Origin of the sequence: Phytohabitans flavus (assembly GCF_011764545.1) — a bacterium.
GTDB lineage: Bacteria > Actinomycetota > Actinomycetes > Mycobacteriales > Micromonosporaceae > Phytohabitans > Phytohabitans flavus.
Window position 1 is genome coordinate 7041520 of the sequence record NZ_AP022870.1, and the last position, 17855, is coordinate 7059374.

Consider the following 17855-nt stretch of genomic DNA (forward strand, 5'->3'; position numbering starts at 1 on the left):
CCGGGCGTTTCGCTAGATCAGGCGGCGAACCGGCGGGAGCCGACCGCCATGTCCGGGTGGTCGACCGACAGCGCCAGCGCCGCGGCCTCCTCCACCGTGAACGCCCCACCCTCGGCGTAGGCGGCGTCGAATGCCGCGTCGCCCAGCGTGGCCCGTACGGCGGCCTGCTGCTCCGCCCAGTAGGCACCGAACCGGCCGGGCGTGCTGCGCAGCGCCGAGCGGGTGGCCTGCGCCGCGCCGAAAAGGCGGGCCGCGGTGATCGCGTCGCCGCCGAGCGCGCAGCGGACCGCGATCGCGCAGATCGTGTCGCAGGCGCGGCTGTGATAGCCGTACGTCATCCGGGAGCGCAACGCCACGACCAGGTGGTCGTGAGCGGCGACAAGGTCACGGCGGCCCAGCGCGACCATGCCGAGCAGGAAATCGACGCTGCGCCGGCCCCGCTCGGCCGGGCGGGCGGCCTCCAGCAGCCGGGCTCCGGCCAGCACGTCGGCCGCGTCGTCCAGTGCGCCACGCCGCCACAGCAGCTCAGCCAGCGTGTAAACGGCCAGCAGCGCGTCGCTGGCCACCCCGCTCGCCTCGGCCCAGGAGATCACCTCGCGGCAGAGCCGCTCGGCGTCGTTGAACTGGCCCACGTCGACAAGGGACCCGCCCCGGCCGGTGAGCACCCGGCCAGCAACCCGGCGTCGCCGGCCTGCCGCGCCGCGGCCTCGGCCCGCTGTGAGAAACGCAGCTCCTCGGCCACCTCACCGTCCGCGCCGGCGTGCAGCGAGTGCATGTGGTACGCCGCCGCGAGCTCGGCCTCGGGAATCGGCTCGCCGGTCTCGGCGATCCGCCCGTACAGCCGGAACAGCCACAACCTGCCCTCGCGAGCCAGGCCCCGCTCCCGCCACCACTGGTCCAGCCCATTGGCCAGGCGCAGGCCACCTCGCGCGCTGCCACCAGTCGCGGACCAGCGCAACGCGGCGCGCATCTCGTCGGCGAGCGAGTCCAGTGCGTACAGCGACAGCGTCACCGGCCGGTGGTCGGGGCCGAGGTGCGCCTTCTCCATCGCGTGCAGCGACCAGGCCACGTGCCGGTCGCGGGCAGTCTGCTCCTCACCGGCCTCGGCCAGCCGGCGGGCCGCGTACGCCCGGATCGGGTCGAGCATCCGGTACGTCGTCCCGGACGCGTGCGGCTCCGCCTGGATCATCGACTTGTCGACAAGCACCGAGAGCGGGTCCAGCGGGTCGTCGTCGAGCAGCCACTCCACCGTCGGCAGGTCGACCGGCCCGGCGAAGACCGACAGCCACCGCAGCAGCCGAGCCGCCCGCGGCCCCAACGTCCGGTACGACCACGTCACCGTCGCCTGGATCGTCGCGTGCCGCTGGGTCGCCGCACGGGTGGCCGCCTCGGCCCGCCGCGCCGCGCCGGCCTGGGCCAGGTCGACGGTCGCGAGCTGGCTGGCTACCCACCGGCCCTCCCCGCGTACGCCCCACCAGGGTCGTCGCGGCCGGCGTCGAGCGCGCCAAGCACGTCGTCGAGGCGCTCGGCGAGCTGGCTGGCAGACAGCACCCGCAGCCGGGCCGCGGCCAGCTCGATCGCCAGCGGCAGCCCGTCGAGCCGGGCCACCACCCGCTGAAGGTCGTCGGACTCGGTCGGCTCCGAACGCCGGCCACCACGCGCCGCCGTCGTACGGTCCAGCAGCAGCGACACAGCCTCGCTCGGCCCGCCACCCGGACCCGGCCGCACCGACAGCGGCGGGATCCGCCAGACCGTCTCGCCGGGCAGGTTGAACGGCTCGCGGCTGGTCGCCAACACCCGGATCCCGCTACCGCCGGTCAGCAGCCGCGAGACCACCTCGGCCGTCGCGCCGAGCTGAGCGTCGCAGGTGTCGAGCACCAGCAGCATCCGCCGGAACGCCGCGAAATCCGCCAGCGTGTCGACCACCGGTCGGCCCGGCTCGGGCCGCAAACCCAACACCGCCGCGATTGCGAACGCGACGAGGCCAGGGTCGGTCACCGAGGCGAGATCGACAAACCAGACGCCATCCTGGTACGTCTCGACGAGCCCGCCAGCCATCTCGACCGCCAGCCGGGTCTTGCCCGCGCCGCCGGCACCTACCAGCGTCACCAGCCGGTGGTCGGCCATCAGGCTGGACACCTCGGCCCGCTCGGCATGCCGCCCGACGAACGAGGTCACCTGGGTCGGCAGGTTGTGCGCGAGCGCGTCAGCGGTGCGTGGGCGGGGAAACTGGAGCTCCAGGCCGGGCGCGACAAGCTGGTACAGCCGCTCACGGTCATCGAAGCCACGTAGCCGGTGCAGCCCTAGGTCGAGCAGCGAAGCGTCGGGCGGCAGCGTTCCCGCGTAGCGGGCGGTCGCCGCCGAGCAGAGCACCTGCCCACCGTGGGCCGCGGCGGAGATCCGGGCCGCGCGGTGCACCTCGGGGCTCGCGTACTCGCCGTTGACCGCCTCGGCTTGGCCGGTGTGCAGGCCCATGCGGACCTTGGGGGTGGAGTCCGGCGAGGGCCACTCGTGCGCGGCCAACGCCCGCTGGGCGGTCGCGCAAGCCTCGATCGCCGCACCCGCGTCAGAGAACGCGACGAAGAAAGAGTCACCCTCGGTGAACAGCTCCGTACCGTCGCTTTCGGACAGTGTACGGCGTAGTAACCGTCTGTGCTCGCTCAAGACCGGACGGTAGCCTGCACCGAGCATCCGGGCCAACCTGGTTGACCCCTCAATGTCGGTGAACATGAAAGTAACCAGGCCACTCGGCAAGTGTTGTGCCGGCACGCGTGGAACCTCCGCCCCCCTGGAAGTCGCGGTTTATGCTCCCGTACCCCCGCAACCTGGCACATCGTAGGAACGGCCGGTACGGACCTGCCCCCACGGTCGTAGCCAGGGGTGCGATCACAACCAAGCAGCAGCCAACGAGAGGGGTGTGTCGAGGGTGTTACGGCTGACGTAACGACGACCGGCGGAACGGGTTGCGGCACGACAGGTCAAATCTGACCCACCTTCTGGCCCTACCCAGCGGGCCGCTTACCCGCAGCCGCAGCCGCCACCACAGCAGCCGCCACCACCCGATGCGACCGGACCGGGACTGGGCGTGAATCCACCGCCACGCCCGGTAATGGCGACGGTGGAGAGGAGCTTGACCGTGTCGGCGTGACCCTGCGGACAGCTCGCAGGATCGGCGGACTCGGTCATCGGGCGGTTGACCTCGAAGGTGTCACCACACGCGCGACAGCGGAACTCGTACCGAGGCATACCTGACAGGGTACGACCAGGGCACTGCGCAGCGCGATGCGCCATACTCGACGCGTGGTGGACGGGGAGGCGAGACGGGAGCGGCCGCTGCGTTCGGCTGCGCCCGAGTGGGCTGGACCGCTGGGCAGTTCTGGCGCGGCACCGGAGGAGCCGGTGGCCGGGGCGTGCCAGAAAGACTCGCGGCGACAACCGAGAAGGTGGCGCCGGAGCCGACCGTGCCCGTCGAGCCCGTGCCCGCCAAGGCCGAGACGCCCGAGCCCGAGGCCGTCGAGCCGAAGGCCGAGACCGTCGAGTCCGAGGTCGTCGAGCCCAAGGCCGAGATCGCGGAGCCCGAGACCGACAAGCCGGAGACCGCACCGGACGAGGCTGACGCGTCCGGGCCGCGCTCGGAGTGGGCACGCCCTGATTCAGGTGACGAAAAGGGTGAGGCGGCGCCCGCGGCGACGCCTCCCGCCCCCGCGGCGGACACCACAACACCAGGCACCGATCTGCCCACGGTCACCCAGGCGGCCGCCTCGGCTGCCGTACCACCGACTCCTGCTGGAGCACGACGGCGGGTGCGTTTCGCGCATGCTCTTCGGCGCGCGCCTCGGGCCCGGAAGATGGCCCGCGACGTGCGGGCCTGGTCCGGGGGCCGAGCGGCCGGGTGACGCTGCCGATGGTACTGCTGCTCGTGTTGATCGTGGGCGGCGTGACCGCGGGCGCGATCGCGCTTCCGATGACCGCTGGCTCGCGCCAGTTGGCGCCGAGCATGCCGGTCGAGGACACCACCTTGCCCGCGCCGACGTTCTCGGATGGCCTGCCGCCAGCGCCCTCGACCGGCCCCCGGTTTTCGGCGGCGCCACACCGTCGCCCGGCGCGACCGTGACCACCGGTCCGCCGGCCGGCAGCCGCCCGGCCGACGTGCTCGCCGCCTGGGCCAGCCAGACCGGCAACAAGCTGGAGGTCCCGTGGGTGGCGATGCAGGCGTATGGGTACGCCGAGCTCGTCCTCAACCAGACGCGGCCGCAGTGCCATCTCAAGTGGACGACCCTCGCGGCGATCGCCAAGATCGAGTCCAACCACGGCCGCCACAACGCCGTGCTCGGTGACGACGGCGAATCGTCGCCACGCATCCTCGGGCCGGTGCTCGACGGCACAGGTGACACCCAGCGGATCAACGACACCGACGACGGCGTGATGGACGGTGACATCACGTATGACCGCGCGGTGGGCGCGATGCAGTTCATCCCGTCGACGTGGAAGCAACACGAGGTCGACGCGGACAACGACGGCCTCAAAGACGTCAATGACATCGACGACGCCGCCCTCGCCGCCGGTAACTATCTGTGCCAGGGCGGCCGCAACCTGGATCTTGCCACCGACTGGTGGAACGCCATCCTCTCCTACAATGACGTGCGCCGTTATGCCCAAGCGGTGTTTGACGCGGCAAACGACTACGGAAACCGCAGCCGCACGTAGCGTCACCTCTCAGGCACTTTCAAGGGACAAGACCCTTCCGCTCACCTTCGGATAACGGCAAGCTGTACGGGTGATGGTGCGCGAGTGGGATCCGCGGACCGCGTCACCCGCCGAGATCGAGTCCCTGCTGGACACTCTCAACGCGGTGCTCGCGGCCGACCTCCCCGAAGATCCCCCATGGCAGGACTCGTTCCTGCGGGAGTACCAGTCGGAGACCATGCCCGGCGAGCGGCGGATCTCCTGGCTGGCCGAGGACGAGTCCGGTCGCCTTCCCGGCCATGCCAATGTGCTTTTGCTCGGTGACATCGGTGTGGTCGAGCTTTTCGTCCACCCGTCGATGCGCCGCACCGGCCTGGCCCAGACACTGCTCACCAAGGTCGTCCGCCGGGTCTACGACGAGGGCTTTTCCGCGATCGGTGTCGAGGTGGTCGGCGGCACACCGGCCGTGGCGTTCTACGAGTCGCTCGGCTTCGCCAGGGAGTATGTGGAGACCCGAAGTGTGCTCAAGCTGTCCACGGTGGATTGGCTTGCGGTAGGCGAGACGGCCGGCACCATCGGCGACGGCTACCGCGTGGAGTATTTCCCGGGCGGACCGCCTGATGAGCTGATCGAGGGCTACGCCGTGGCAAAGGCGGCTGTCCGCGACGTCGACGACGGCGATCTCGACCTGCGCCCGAGTTCGTACGATCCGGAGCGGCTCCGGGACAGCCTCGCCTGCCTGCATCGGCGCGGTATGAAGCCGTACATCGTGCTGGCGATCCACGAGCGCACCGGTGCGGTCGCCGGGCTGACCGAGGTGGTCGTGCCCGCCCAGCACCCCACCCGCGCCGATCAGTACGACACGATCGTGGTGCCCGAGCACCGCGGCTACGGCATCGACCGGGCGCTCAAGGCGCGCATGCTCGTCGAGCTCCGCTCGGCCGAGCCCCGCCTCACCGAAGTCCAGACGTGGAACGCTCCGGACAACGAGCCGATGCTCAAAGTGAACGCTGAGCTGGGATTCATGGCAGATCGCGAGTGGTATGAGTACGGAGCGGACGTTCCGGACCTGCTCCACCGTCTCGATCCGAAAACGTGACACCTAGATGACACCCAGGCGACAGACGTGGGTCGGATCAACCACTTAACGTGCGTTGATCTGCCGTCTACCTGGAGGAATGCATGCGCCGCCGCTTGTGCGCTCTGGTCGCGATCACGGTCGCCTCGGTCGGGCTCGCGCCCGCCGCAGCGTCGGCCGCGCCGACCGACTTATTCATATCTGAGTACATCGAAGGATCGTCCAACAACAAGGCGATCGAGATATTCAACGGTACTGGTGCCGCGATCGACCTCGCGGCCGCCGGATACCAGCTTCGGATGTACTTCAACGGGGCCACCACCTCGACAAACTTCGCGCTGACCGGCACGGTGGCCGACGGCGAGGTGTTCGTCTTCGCCCACTCCTCCGCCTCCGCCGCGATCCTCGCGCAGGCCGACCAGACCACCGGCTCCGGCCTCTTCAACGGCGACGACGCGGTCGTGCTGGTCAAGGGCGCCGCGGCCGAGGTTGTCGACGCCATCGGCCAGGTGGGCGCGGACCCGGGCACCGAGTGGGGCACCGGCCTCACCAGCACGGCGGACAACACGCTGCGGCGGGTTACGGCCCCGGACACCGACCCCAGTGACGCCTTCGACCCCGCCACGCAGTGGGAGGGCTTCGCGACCGACACGTTCGACGGTCTGGGCACCCACTCGACCGGTGGCGGCGGTGACGCTCCCGCCTCGCTCTCCTGCGGCAGCACGCTCACCACGTCCCTCGGTGTGGCCGCGACCCGCGAAGTCACCGCGACCGACGTGGACGACACCATCGTCGAGCTGGCGGTCACCGCGCCGCACGCCGCGATCACGCGGACCTCGTTCACCCCGGCGACCGCGACCGGTGGCACCGCCACCGCGGTGGTCACCGCCGGTGCCGACCTGCCCGCCGGTACGTACCCCGTGACGGTCACCTCGACCGACACCGACGGCACGACCGCCACCTGCGGCTTCACCGTGCAGGTCACGACCGTGCTCTCGATCGGCGAGGTGCAGGGCCAGACCGCCGACGCCGAGGACGGCAAGCTGGACCGCTCGCCGCTCGCGCCGGCCTCCGGCAACGGGACGAGCAGCACGCTCTACGACGTCCGCGGCGTGATCACCCAGCGCACGCTGGCCCGCACCTCGGCCGGCGCCAACCAGTACGGCTTCTTCCTCCAGAGCCGGGCCGGCACCGAGGACGGTGACCCGCTCACCTCCGACGGCCTCTTCGTGTTCATGAACACCTTCAGCAGCCTGATCGGCGGGTACGAGCCGGTCGTCGGCGACGAGGTCGTGCTGCGCGGCCGGGTGTCGGAGTTCTTCAACCTGACCCAGCTCTCCAGCGCCTCGCTCGTGCGGGTGCTCGCCACGGGCGTGACCGACGTGGCGGTCACCGACGCGCGGCCGCCGCTCGACCTGACCGCCGCCGACCGCTTTTGGGAGCGGCACGAGGGCGAGCAGATCCGGGTACGCGCCGGCAGCGGCGTGGTCAGCGGGCGGGACGTCTTCGCCTCGACCGCCGACTCCGAGGTGTGGCTGGTGGACAAGGACTCGGCGCTGCTCGACCGGGGCAACCAGTTCGGCCGCCGCGTCTTCCGCGACGCGCACCCGAGCGACAATGTGCCTGGCCAGACCTTCGACGACGGCAACGGCGAGCGCATCATGCTCGGCAGCATGGGCGTGAAGTGGGCCGCACAGGACAACACGACGCTGCTCCCGCCGGCGCACACGTTCGACAAGCTGACCGCCGACGCGGTCGGTGGCCTCTACTTCTCGTTCGAGAAGTTCGGCGTCCAGGCGGTCTCGGCCTCGATCGCCTCCGGCACCTCGCCGGCCAACAACGCACCGCCGTCCGCGGCCTCCCGTGACCGTGAGTTCGCGGTCGCGACGTACAACGTGGAAAACCTGTACGACTTCCGCGACGACCCGTTCGACGGCTGCGACTTCCTCGGCAACTCCGGCTGCCCTGGCGTGAGCCCGCCGTTCGACTACGTGCCGCTGTCGGAGGAGGAGTACCAGGCACAGCTCGGCAACCTCGCTGACCAGATCGTCAAGGACCTGCACTCGCCGGACCTGATCCTGGTGCAGGAGGCCGAGGACCAGGACATCTGCTCGGTCTCGGGCACCTCGCTGGTCTGCGGCACCGTGGACAACGCGGACGGCGCGCCCGACACACTCCAGGAGCTCGCGCTGCGCATCCGCTCGGCCCGTGGCCCCGCCTACGCCGCGGCGTACGACCGGGACGGCGCGGACGACCGGGGCATCACGGCCGCGTTCCTGTACCGCACCGACCGGGTGTCGCTCGCCCCGGCCGCCGCGAACGACCCGGTGCTGGGCTCGGCGCCCACCGTGTCGTACCGGGCGCCCGGGCTGGCGTACAACACGGAGGTGCAGAACCCGAAGGTGCTCAACGCCGACCTCCCCGCCGACGTGGACACCTCCACCGGCGTGGACGGCTCGGACGTCTTCACCCGGGCGCCGCAGGTGGGCAAGTTCACGGTCGCGGCCGCGCCGGGATCGTCGGACAAGTTCACGGTGTGGGCGGTCAGCAACCACTACTCGTCCACTCCGGACGGTCGCATCGGCCAGCGGCGCGAGCAGGCCGCGTACGGCGCCGCGATCGTGACCGCGATCGGTGCCGGCGCCCGCGTGGTGTACGGCGGTGACCTCAACGTCTTCCCCGCCCCGACGACCCGGTGCAGCCTGTCTCGGACCAGCTCGCCCCGCTCTACAACGCCGGGCTGCACAACCTGTGGGAGGACCTCGCCGCGGACAAGCCCGAGTCGGCGTACTCGTACGTCTTCGAGGGCCAGGCGCAGACGCTCGACCACCTCTTCGTCAGCCCCACGCTCCGCGCTGACCTCGTGCAGATGCGGGCGGCCCACGTCAACGCCGACTGGGCGGCAAACTACGACGGCGACGGCTCGCGCGGCTCCAGCGACCACGACCCGCAGGTCGCCCGCTTCCGGTCCAAGCCCACGCTGTCCATCGCCGACGTGTCGGTGGTGGAGGGCAACCGGGGTGAGACGCCGATGACCTTCACGGTGACGGCCTCCCGCCCGGTGCCCCAGCCGATCGTGCTGTGCGCCGCCACGCTGGGCGTAACCGCGATGCCCGGCTCGGACTTCGACACCCTGGTCCGCTGCACGGTGATGCCGGCTGGCGCCACTACGGCCACCTTCACCGTGTCGGTCAACGGCGACCGCAAGCGCGAGCCCGACGAGAAGCTCGCGCTGCTGGTCGGCTCGCTGCCCGGCCAGTGGTCCGGCGACCCGATCGCCTACGGCACGATCGTCAACGACGACTGAGCCAGCTTCACCCGCCTGCCCCTGTCGAGCTCACGCTCGGCAGGGGCAGCGGCGTTTTGGGGCTAGGGCCTGTTTCAAAAGGATTGTCGAGGCGAGCCGGGATCCAGGCGGCGATCCGGCAAGTCGGGCGCAAGGTCGCATACCGGGCGTGAGCGAGCTTGCGAGCGAACCATCAGGCTCAGTGATGGACACACGACGCTGGCCGGCACCATCCCACGGCCGTTGTATGCGGCCTTACGCCTGGCGCCGCCGGTCGTCGTCTGGACCCGGCGCAGCCCGGCAAGGATTTTGAAACAGGCCCTAGTAGCGGGCGCGGAGGGCGGCGGCTGCGTCGAGAGCCCAGTACGTGAGGATCATCTGGGCACCGGCCCGGCGGATCGACGTCAGCGTCTCCAGCATCGTGCGGTCGCGGTCCAGCCAGCCGTTGGCCGCGGCGGCCTCGACCATCGCGTACTCGCCGGAGATCTGGTAGGCCGCCACCGGGACGTCGAAGGTCGCGTGGACGGCCGCGATCACGTCGAGGTATGGCAGGGCCGGCTTGACCATCACGATGTCCGCGCCCTCGTCGACGTCCAGTGCGACCTCACGCAGCGCCTCGCGCAAGTTGGGTGGGTCCTGCTGGTACGTGCGGCGGTCGCCGACCAGGGAGGACTCCACCGCGTCGCGGAAGGGGCCGTAGAGCGCCGAGGCGTACTTGGCCGCGTACGCCAGGATTGTGACGTCCTGGTACCCGGCGGCGTCCAACGCCTTGCGCACCACGCCTACCTGGCCGTCCATCATGCCGGACGGGCCGACCACGGCCGCGCCGGCGGCGGCCTGGGCCACCGCCATCTCGGCGTAGATGGCCAGCGTGGCGTCATTGTCGACCGAGCCGTCCGGCGCGAGCACGCCGCAGTGGCCGTGCGACGTGAACTCGTCCAGGCACAGGTCGCTCATCACCACGGTGGCGTCGCCGACCTCGGCGACCACGTCGCGCAGCGCGGCGTTGAGGATGCCGTCGGGGTCGATGCCGGCCGAACCGGTCTCGTCCTTCGACTCCGTGGCTGGCACGCCGAAGAGCATGATGCCGCCGATACCGGCCTCGGCCGCCTCGACCGTCGCCTTGCGCAGCGAGTCGCGCGTGTGCTGGAGGACGCCCGGCATTGACGCGATCGGGCGCGGCTCGGTCAGGCCTTCCTTGACGAACATCGGGAGGATCAGCTCGGACGGGGCCAGCTTGGTCTCCTCGACCAGCCGGCGCATCGCGGGCGTGCGGCGCAGGCGCCGCAGGCGCACGTCAGGGAAGGACATCACCGGAACCTAAGGGCGGTGGGCCCCTGCACCTTCGAACCACGGCGCTGCTTGGCCGGCATGGCGGCCAGCTTCTCGCGCAGCTCCACGGCATACCCGGCGAGGGCCTCGACAAGGTCTGGGACGGACGCGTGTGGGGGCTGGACGTCGACCCGGAGGCCAAACTCCGTCGCCGTCTCGGCCGTCTTCGGGCCGATCACGGCGACCACTGTGCGGGTGTGTGGCTTACCGGCGATACCCACCAGGTTACGCACCGTGGAGGACGACGTGAAGAGAACCGCATCGAAGCCGCCCGATTTGATGGCGTCCCGGATCTCGGCGGGTGGCGGCGCGGCGCGCACCGTGCGGTACGCGGTGACGTCGTCGACCTCCCATCCGCGCTCGCTCAGGCCGGCCGCGAGCGTCTCGGTCGCGATGTCGGCGCGCGGCAGCAGCACGCGGCCGACCGGGTCGAGCACCTCGTCGTGCGGCGAGAACTCAGCCAGCAGGCCCTCGCTCGACTGCTCGCCCGCCGGGATTAGCTCGGGCTGGATGCCGAACGCACGAACCGCGTCGGCCGTCGCCTCGCCGATGCAGGCGATCTTCACGCCGCCGAAGTGGCGGGCGTCGAGGCCGTGCTCACCGAACTTCTCCCAGACCGCACGCACCGCGTTGACGGAGGTGAAGATGACCCACGCGTACCGGCCGTCGACAAGCCCCTTGACCGCCCGCTCCATCTGGGCCGGCGTCCGCGGCGGCTCGACCGCGATGGTCGGCACCTCGCACGGGATCGCCCCATACGCCCGCAGCGCCTCGCTCATCAGGCCGGCCTGCTCCTTGGTACGGGGCACGAGCACCTTCCACCCGTACAACGGGCGGTTTTCCCACCAGCTCAGCTTGTCGCGGTGGGCGACGCCCTGGCCCAGCGTGAGCACGACGCGGCCGGTGAAGCCGAGCGCGGCGGCCACGAAGCTGTCCACGGTGGACGACGTCGTGTACTGCGTCTCGCCGGTGCCGTCGCCGGTCACGCCCACGGCCGTCTCGCCATCCACCCCGACGGCGAGCAGGCCGTCACGTACGGCGGCGAGGTCGCCCGCGTCGACCGCGAGCGCGAGCGAGCCACGGGTGATCGCCGCGGCGAGTGCCTCGAAGTCCAACGCGGACACGTCGTCGACGTCGGCGGCCGTGCGCACGCCGGGCAGCGGCACGCCGGCGTAGGTGGAGACGCCCTCGGCCTGGCCGACGCCGGGCACCACCTCGAAGTGCACGGCGGTACGCGCGACCGCCTGCACCTCCTTGACCACGGAGTCGTGGCCGAACGGGTCGCCCGCGACAAGGTGTACCGCCTGGAGGCCGGAACGGGCCGCGGAGATCAGGACCTTGGCCACGTCGCCCGGTGCCCCCTCGGCCGGGCTGAACTGGGTGTCGCTCTTGGCTTCCGCACGGATCGCGTCGAGCAGCGGCTCGGAGACGCCCCGGTCGTAGACGACCTGGTCGGCCTCCGTAAGCGCGGCGTGCGCCCGGCGGGTCAGCAGGCCAGGATCGCCGGGACCGGCCCCGACGAAGGCAATCCGGCCTGCGGGCTTACGGGTGCGGCTCATTTTCTGTGCTCCCAATTAGGGTCTCGGCGCCGCTCTCGACAAGATCGGCGGCGAGAGCCCGTCCGATCTCCGCCGCGGCGGCGGGCGTACCGGTGCGGGACAGCCGGATGTCTCGGGTGCCATCCGGACTGATCACCGCACCGCGCAAGTAGATCTCCTCACCGCTGTCGCCCTCGGCGACCTCGGCGAAGGCGGCCACCGGAGCACTGCACCCGGCCTCCAGCGTGGCCAGCAACGCCCGCTCCGCGGTGACCGCGGCGCGGGTCGGTGCGTGGTCGAGCCTCCCCAGCAGCTCGACCAGGTCTTCGTCGTCGATCCGGCACTCCACCGCAAGCGCACCCTGAGCCGGGGCGGGCAGCATGAGCATCGGATCGAGAGTCTCGGTGATCTCGGCGGTGCGCCCGAGGCGGGCGATGCCGGCACGGGCCAGCACGACCGCGTCCAGCTCACCCTCGCTCACCTTGCGCAGGCGAGTGTCGACGTTGCCCCGGATCGGCACGACCTCCAACTGCAAGCCGAGCGCACGCAGCTGGGCCATCCGCCGCAGCGCGCCGGTGCCCACGCGGGCCCCGGGCGGCAGCTCCGCGAGCGTGCGGTTACCGCTGGCCACGAGCGCGTCGCGCGGGTCCTCCCGCGGCGGTATGGCGGCGATGTGCAACCCGTCGGCCGGCGCGGTGGGGAGGTCCTTGTACGAGTGGACGGCGAAGTCGATCTCCTTGGCGACAAGCGCGTCGCGCAGGGCGGACACGAAGACGCCCACGCCGAGCTGTGGCACCGGCGCACTCGACCGGTCGCCAGCCGTCACGATCTCCACAAGCTCCACGTCGCGACCGGTCGCCGCGCGCAGGCTGTCGGCGACCTGCTGGGACTGGGCGAGGGCGAGCGCGCTCCCACGCGTGCCGAGCCGCAAGCTCACGAGTGATCCTCCAGGTCGGGCACCTCGCCGGCCTGGGCGCTGCGCGGCACCTCGAGGTCGAACAGCTCGCGCAGCAGCGCGGTGTACTGGTCGCCCCCGGGCTCCGCGGCGAGCTGGCGCACCCGTACGGTCGGCGAGTGGAGCAGCCGCTGCACGACCCGGTGCACGGTGTGTGCCACGTCGGCGCGCTGCTGGTCGGTCAGGTCGGGGCGGCGCTGGGCCAGCCGGCGCAGCTCAGCGGTAACCACGTCGTCGGCGCGGGTACGCAGCGCGGCGACCGTGGGTGCGACGTCGGCGCCCCGCAGCCAGCCGAGGAACGACTCCACCTCGGCGGCCACGATCGCCTCGACCGCGGCCTCGTCGGCAGCGGCCGGGCCGGTGCGCAGGCTGGCGGCAAGGCGATCGATGTCGATCACCACGACGCCCGGCACCTCGGCGGCCGCCGGCTCGACGTCGCGCGGCACCGCCAGGTCGAGGATGATCAGCGGCCGGTCGCGCCCATCGACCGCGCGGGCCACAGCCTCGCGGGTCAGCACATGCTCGGTCGACGCGGTCGCGGTGGCCACGACGTCGACGCCGGACATCGCGGTGGCCAGGTCGGCGAAGGGTACCGCCGTCGCCCCATACGCCGCGGCGAGCCGCTCGGCCCGCTCCGCGCCGCGGTTGGTCACGCTCAGCGGGCCGGCGCCGGAACGTGCCAGCGTGGCCAGCGAGAGCGCACCCATCGCGCCCGCGCCGATCACCAGCGCCGGACGGCCGGCCAGATCCGTGGTTGGGTGCTCGCAGTCGCAGCCGAGCGGGCAGTCGTGGTCACCGGCGAGCGCGGACGCGGCCACGCCCAGCGCGGCGGTCACCACACTCTGGCCGGCCCGGTCGATGCCGGTCTCCGTGTGCGCCCGCTTGCCCACCCGCAGGGCCTGCTGCATCAGCTCGTGCAGCAGCCGGCCGGTGCTCCCGTGCTCGATCGCCGCCTGGTACGCCTCGCGGAGCTGCCCCAGGATCTGCGCCTCGCCGACGACCATCGAGTCGAGGCCGGTGGCCACCCGGAAGGCGTGCTGCACCGCGGCGGCCTCGTAGTGTACGTACAGGTGCTCGGCCAGGTCGGTCGACGTGCGCCCGGCCTGCTCGCCAAGGACCGCACAGATCTCGCCGAGGCCGCCGTGGAAGCCGTTGACCGCCGCGTACACCTCTACGCGGTTGCACGTGGAGAGCACGACGGCCTCGCTCACGTACGACTGGGCGAGGAGCCGGTCGTGGACGGCGGCGAGGTCAGTGGGGGCGACGGCGATCTGCTCAAGGGTCGATACCGGCGTCGTACGGTACGACGCGCCTACCACGATGAGGTTCACGTGCCGACCGCCTCCTCCGTGCCGGTGGCGGACAGTCCGCCCGGCAACGCCGTGAGCCCACCCGTGGGGCCGGTGGCCGGCAACGAGGTGAGCGATGCCTTGCGGTGCTCGTGGAACGAGAGGATCTGCAACTCGATCGCCAGATCGACCTTGCGAACATCGACCCCCTCCGGTACCGAGAGTACGCAAGGAGCGAAGTTGAGGATGCTCGTAACACCCGCGGCGACCAACTGATCGGCGACGCTTTGCGCGGCGGCGGCCGGAGTCGCGATCACGCCAATGGCGATCGACTCGGCGGCAGCGATCTCCGCGAGGTCTTCGATATGGCGGACGACCAGCCCGCTTATCTGCTCGCCCACGCGGGACGGATCAGCGTCGAATAGGGCGGCGATGCGGAAACCCCGGGTAGCGAAGCCCGCGTAACCGGCGAGGGCATGACCGAGGTTACCCACGCCGACCAGGGCAACCGCCCGGCGCTGGGTGAGACCCAACACATACTCGATCTGCTCGATCAGCAGGGCCACGTCGTAGCCGACGCCACGCGTCCCATACGACCCCAGGTGGGACAGGTCTTTGCGGAGCTTTGCCGAGTTGACCCCGGCGGCGGCGGCAAGGCCCTCGCTGGAGACGGTGTCGTGGCCTGTCTCGGCGAGGTTGTGCAGCGCACGGAGGTATTCCGGAAGGCGGGCCACCGTGGCCTCCGGCAGGTCCGGAAGGGCCGGAACGGCACCGGGCTGCCCGGACTGACCACCGGGGCGCTGCTGGCTCATGTGACTCCGTGCTCCGTGGGGAAACCCACCGTCGACAGCCTCCGAGGGCCGTGCTAGTGGGGCGCTACGGCTTTACAGAGTAGGCGCTTGTGAAGTCGTGCACAAATCGCGATCTTGATCAACCGCTCACGTGCGGAGGTACGCCAGCACGGCCAATACCCGTCGGTGCTGCTCCTCGTCGGGAGGGAGTTGAAGCTTGGTGAAGATGTTGCGGACGTGCTTTTCCACCGCGCCGTCGCTCACCACGAGGACGCGGGCGATCGCCGTATTCGACCGGCCCTCGGCCATCAGCGAGAGCACCTCCCGCTCACGTGGAGTCAGCTCGCGCAGCGGGTCGTCGCGGCGCCGCCGCACCAGCAGCTGGCTCACTACCTCGGGGTCGAGCACCGTACCGCCGGCGGCCACCCGGCTGACCGCGTCGAGGAACTCCGCGATCGCGGCTACCCGGTCCTTGAGCAGGTAACCCACGGCACCGGCGCGGTCGGCGAGCAGGTCGTCCGCGTACGACACCTCGACGTACTGGGAGAGCACCAGGATCGGGGTACGCGGCACCCGCTCACGGGCGGTGACCGCAGCCCGAAGTCCCTCGTCCGTGTGGGTCGGCGGCATGCGCACGTCCACGATCGAGAGGTCCGGCCGGTGCTCCTCGACCGCCTCGACAAGGCTGTCTCCGTCGCCGACTGCGGCCACCACATCGTGGCCGTTTTCCGTCAGCAACCGGACGAGGCCCTCGCGGAGGAGGACCGCGTCATCGGCTATCACGACGCGCATGGGGCTTTCTAACCGGTCGCGGTTCAGCATGGCAACTCGGCGCGTACCTCGGTCGGACCACCCACCGGGCTCAGCACGTCGAGCGTGCCGCCGTTTGCCCGCAGCCGGTCGGCGATGCCAGCGAGGCCGTGGCCCTTGGATACGTGCGCGCCGCCGTCGCCGTCGTCGATGATGTCGATCTTCAGGTGATCGCCCGCGCGGGAGACGACCACCCAGCACTCGGTGGCGTGGCTGTGCTTGGCCACGTTGGTCAGCGCTTCCGCAACCACGAAGTACGCCGTGGTCTCCACGGACGGCTCCAGCCGGCCGAGCTTGGGATCGATGGTGAGGTCGACCGGGATCACGCCGCGGGCGGCGAGTGCGGCGAGCGCGCTCGGCAGGCCGCGGTCGACCAGGATCGGCGGCGCGATGCCCCGGGAGAGCGCGCGCAGCTCGGCCAGCGTGTCGCGGGTCTGGGTGAGCGCCTCTTCGAGCGTGCGCCGGGCGGCATCGGGGTCGGTGTCCATCTGCTGCTGCGCCCGACCGAGGTCCATGGCCAGCCGCACCAGGCGCTGCTGCGGGCCGTCGTGGATGTCCCGCTCCAGGCGGCGCAGCGCGTTGGCCTCGGCGGAGACGGCCGCCGCCCGCTGCTCCTCCAGCACCGTGATCCGGTTGCGCATCTCGGCCACGCCAGTGAGCAGCGCCTTGCCGAAGCTCGCCTCCAGCAGCGCGCTCGCTCGCACCACGACCGGGAGCGTGATCAGGAAGAAGACGCCGAACGCGCTGTACATCGCGATGCGGGCGCCGATCGAGTCGCCGAGGCCGAGCAGCTCCGCCAGGTCCTGGTCGTCCGGACCGTTGGGGATCGCCCAGGCGTACGACCAGTAGAGGCAGCCGCCGATCGCGCCGGCCCACCAGATGACCGTGACGAGGAACGCGCAGACCGAGACCGGGAGCTTGATGATGCCGTGTGCCAGGTCGAGCCAGGACTGCGCGTCGACGATCGGCGTGATCACGCGGCGCCACACGCTCGCGCCCTCTTCGGCGGTGCGGTAGTGCGGTCGGACCCGGTCCTGCCGCAGCACCAGCGGCATGCGCAGCCGCTCCATGTCCGCGAAGGCGCGGGCCGCGTACAGCGCGCCGGCCAGGATCGGCAGGCCGATGACGGTGATGCCGAGTCCGACGCCGGCGGCCAGGCCCGTCATCAGCACGATGAATGACGCCACCGCGATGGGGAAGCCCAGCAGTACGTAGCCGGAGTCGGCCGCCAGTTGGCGGAGCATGGGACGGCGGGCGCTCGGCTCGGCGCTGACGCTCGCGAGTGCGGTGGTGGTCATGTCATCGACGCTAGGCATCGGGCTGGCCGGCTCCCATCCCGTCGGCTGGCCTCTTGGCGGTAGGGCTTTCCCTACTATCGCCGACCAGCGGCGGCGACGGCGCCCGCCACGGCCCCGGCCTTCGCCCGGCTAGGCGTCCGCGGCGAGGCGCACGGCCTCCACCAGCGAGTCCGCCACCGGTACCCCGACCGCCCGCAGCCGGGCCGGATCGGTGAAGCCGCCGGTGTACAGCACGCAGCGGGCACCGACCGAGGCGGCCGCGTCGGCGTCGTCGACCGAGTCGCCGATCAGCACCGTCGTCGAGCCCTCGACGCCGAGCTCGGACAGGTGTCGGGCGAGGTGCTCGGCCTTGAGGTCGCCGCCGACCGTGCCGCGCAGCCCGTCGATCCGGGCCAGCAGCTTGGTGAGTCCGCGCCGCTCGATCTCGGGCACCAGCTCGTGGTGAAACCACATGGACAGCAGCGACTGGGTGCCCGTCCAGCTGGACATGGCGGTCGTGGCGTCGATCGCCAGCGCGCAGGTCGTGAGGCCCAGCCGGTACGCGTCGTGGAAGATCTTGTCGAGCCGGCCGAACTCGCCCTCCTCCAGCGCCCGCCCCAGCACCTCGGCGTAGAAGTCCGCGACCGGCCGGCGGAACGTGCTGCGGTGCGCCTCGACGGTCAGCGCCGGCGCGGCGACGCTGGCGAACGCCATGTTCGTCGAGGAGACGACGAGAGGCAGGTCGTCGAGGAGCGTGCCATTCCAGTCCCACACAAGGTGCTTGCTCGCCACCTGAGGCACTCTACTTGGGGA

At 71.3% G+C, this 17855-nt stretch carries 13 protein-coding genes and 2 pseudogenes; 5 read left to right on the top strand and 10 right to left on the bottom strand.

Features of this window, described 5'->3' with window-relative positions; genetic code table 11:
- Positions 1-17 precede the first annotated feature (17 nt).
- Together Pflav_RS46455 and Pflav_RS30910 are read right to left on the bottom strand one after the other, a co-directional pair.
- Positions 18-2766, bottom strand: a pseudogene (locus Pflav_RS46455) (ATP-binding protein); the annotation flags it as partial.
- A 252-nt stretch (positions 2767-3018) separates the two neighbouring features.
- Positions 3019-3246 (bottom strand): FmdB family zinc ribbon protein, encoded by a 228-nt coding sequence (locus tag Pflav_RS30910; protein ID WP_173040275.1) that lies wholly within the window; start codon positions 3244-3246, stop codon positions 3019-3021.
- 164 nt (positions 3247-3410) lie between these two features.
- Here Pflav_RS30910 and Pflav_RS46460 point away from each other — a divergent pair, with 164 nt between their 5' ends.
- The 5 genes and pseudogenes from Pflav_RS46460 to Pflav_RS30925 all read left to right on the top strand — a co-directional run bounded on the left by Pflav_RS46460 (position 3411) and on the right by Pflav_RS30925 (position 9071).
- Positions 3411-3896 carry a hypothetical protein gene (locus Pflav_RS46460; protein WP_232072114.1) on the top strand — a complete coding sequence of 162 codons (486 nt, stop codon included), beginning with the start codon at positions 3411-3413 and terminating at the stop codon, positions 3894-3896.
- The gene (locus Pflav_RS46465) at positions 3893-4114 is read left to right on the top strand and encodes a hypothetical protein (RefSeq protein ID WP_232072116.1); all 222 of its coding nucleotides are present in this window, start codon (positions 3893-3895) and stop codon (positions 4112-4114) included. Before Pflav_RS46460 ends, Pflav_RS46465 begins: the two co-directional genes overlap by 4 nt.
- Entirely contained in the window at positions 4111-4707 is a 597-nt protein-coding gene (locus tag Pflav_RS46470; RefSeq protein ID WP_232072118.1) for a lytic transglycosylase domain-containing protein, read from the top strand. The genes Pflav_RS46465 and Pflav_RS46470 overlap by 4 nt, the downstream gene beginning before the upstream one ends.
- A 73-nt stretch (positions 4708-4780) precedes the next feature.
- A complete protein-coding gene (locus Pflav_RS30920) occupies positions 4781-5785 on the top strand; it encodes a GNAT family N-acetyltransferase (RefSeq protein ID WP_173042728.1) in 1005 nt (334 codons plus the stop codon).
- Between the two features lie 83 nt (positions 5786-5868).
- Positions 5869-9071: pseudogene (locus Pflav_RS30925) on the top strand (lamin tail domain-containing protein).
- A 300-nt stretch (positions 9072-9371) separates the two neighbouring features.
- Here the strand turns inward: Pflav_RS30925 and hemB are convergent.
- The 8 genes from hemB to Pflav_RS30965 all read right to left on the bottom strand — a co-directional run bounded on the left by hemB (position 9372) and on the right by Pflav_RS30965 (position 17834).
- Positions 9372-10361: a porphobilinogen synthase gene (gene hemB / locus Pflav_RS30930; protein ID WP_173040279.1), complete on the bottom strand. Its 990-nt coding sequence runs from the start codon at positions 10359-10361 to the stop codon at positions 9372-9374.
- Positions 10361-11941, bottom strand: coding sequence for a bifunctional uroporphyrinogen-III C-methyltransferase/uroporphyrinogen-III synthase (locus tag Pflav_RS30935; protein ID WP_173040281.1), 1581 nt, complete (start codon positions 11939-11941; stop codon positions 10361-10363). Before Pflav_RS30935 ends, hemB begins: the two co-directional genes overlap by 1 nt.
- Positions 11925-12857 (bottom strand): hydroxymethylbilane synthase, encoded by a 933-nt coding sequence (gene hemC / locus Pflav_RS30940; protein ID WP_173040282.1) that lies wholly within the window; start codon positions 12855-12857, stop codon positions 11925-11927. Before hemC ends, Pflav_RS30935 begins: the two co-directional genes overlap by 17 nt.
- Positions 12854-14206 (bottom strand): glutamyl-tRNA reductase, encoded by a 1353-nt coding sequence (locus tag Pflav_RS30945; RefSeq protein ID WP_173040284.1) that lies wholly within the window; start codon positions 14204-14206, stop codon positions 12854-12856. Before Pflav_RS30945 ends, hemC begins: the two co-directional genes overlap by 4 nt.
- Positions 14203-14976, bottom strand: coding sequence for a redox-sensing transcriptional repressor Rex (locus Pflav_RS30950; RefSeq protein ID WP_173040286.1), 774 nt, complete (start codon positions 14974-14976; stop codon positions 14203-14205). Before Pflav_RS30950 ends, Pflav_RS30945 begins: the two co-directional genes overlap by 4 nt.
- Before the next feature lie 126 nt (positions 14977-15102).
- A complete protein-coding gene (locus Pflav_RS30955) occupies positions 15103-15747 on the bottom strand; it encodes a response regulator transcription factor (protein WP_173040288.1) in 645 nt (214 codons plus the stop codon).
- Between the two features lie 23 nt (positions 15748-15770).
- A complete protein-coding gene (locus Pflav_RS30960; RefSeq protein ID WP_173040290.1) occupies positions 15771-17063 on the bottom strand; it encodes a sensor histidine kinase in 1293 nt (430 codons plus the stop codon).
- 129 nt (positions 17064-17192) lie between these two features.
- Positions 17193-17834 (bottom strand): HAD family hydrolase, encoded by a 642-nt coding sequence (locus Pflav_RS30965; protein ID WP_232072120.1) that lies wholly within the window; start codon positions 17832-17834, stop codon positions 17193-17195.
- Positions 17835-17855 lie beyond the last annotated feature (21 nt).

What these genes read in the sequence shown, in the direction of transcription:
- hemB (WP_173040279.1), bottom strand. Translation starts at nt 10,361, where the DNA reads ATGTCCTTCCCTGACGTGCGCCTGCGGCGCCTGCGCCGCACGCCCGCG.
- Pflav_RS30950 (WP_173040286.1), bottom strand. Translation starts at nt 14,976, where the DNA reads ATGAGCCAGCAGCGCCCCGGTGGTCAGTCCGGGCAGCCCGGTGCCGTT.
- Pflav_RS30955 (WP_173040288.1), bottom strand. Translation starts at nt 15,747, where the DNA reads ATGCGCGTCGTGATAGCCGATGACGCGGTCCTCCTCCGCGAGGGCCTC.
- Pflav_RS30920 (WP_173042728.1), top strand. Translation starts at nt 4,781, where the DNA reads ATGGTGCGCGAGTGGGATCCGCGGACCGCGTCACCCGCCGAGATCGAG.
- Pflav_RS30960 (WP_173040290.1), bottom strand. Translation starts at nt 17,063, where the DNA reads ATGACCACCACCGCACTCGCGAGCGTCAGCGCCGAGCCGAGCGCCCGC.
- Pflav_RS30910 (WP_173040275.1), bottom strand. Translation starts at nt 3,246, where the DNA reads ATGCCTCGGTACGAGTTCCGCTGTCGCGCGTGTGGTGACACCTTCGAG.
- Pflav_RS30935 (WP_173040281.1), bottom strand. Translation starts at nt 11,941, where the DNA reads ATGAGCCGCACCCGTAAGCCCGCAGGCCGGATTGCCTTCGTCGGGGCC.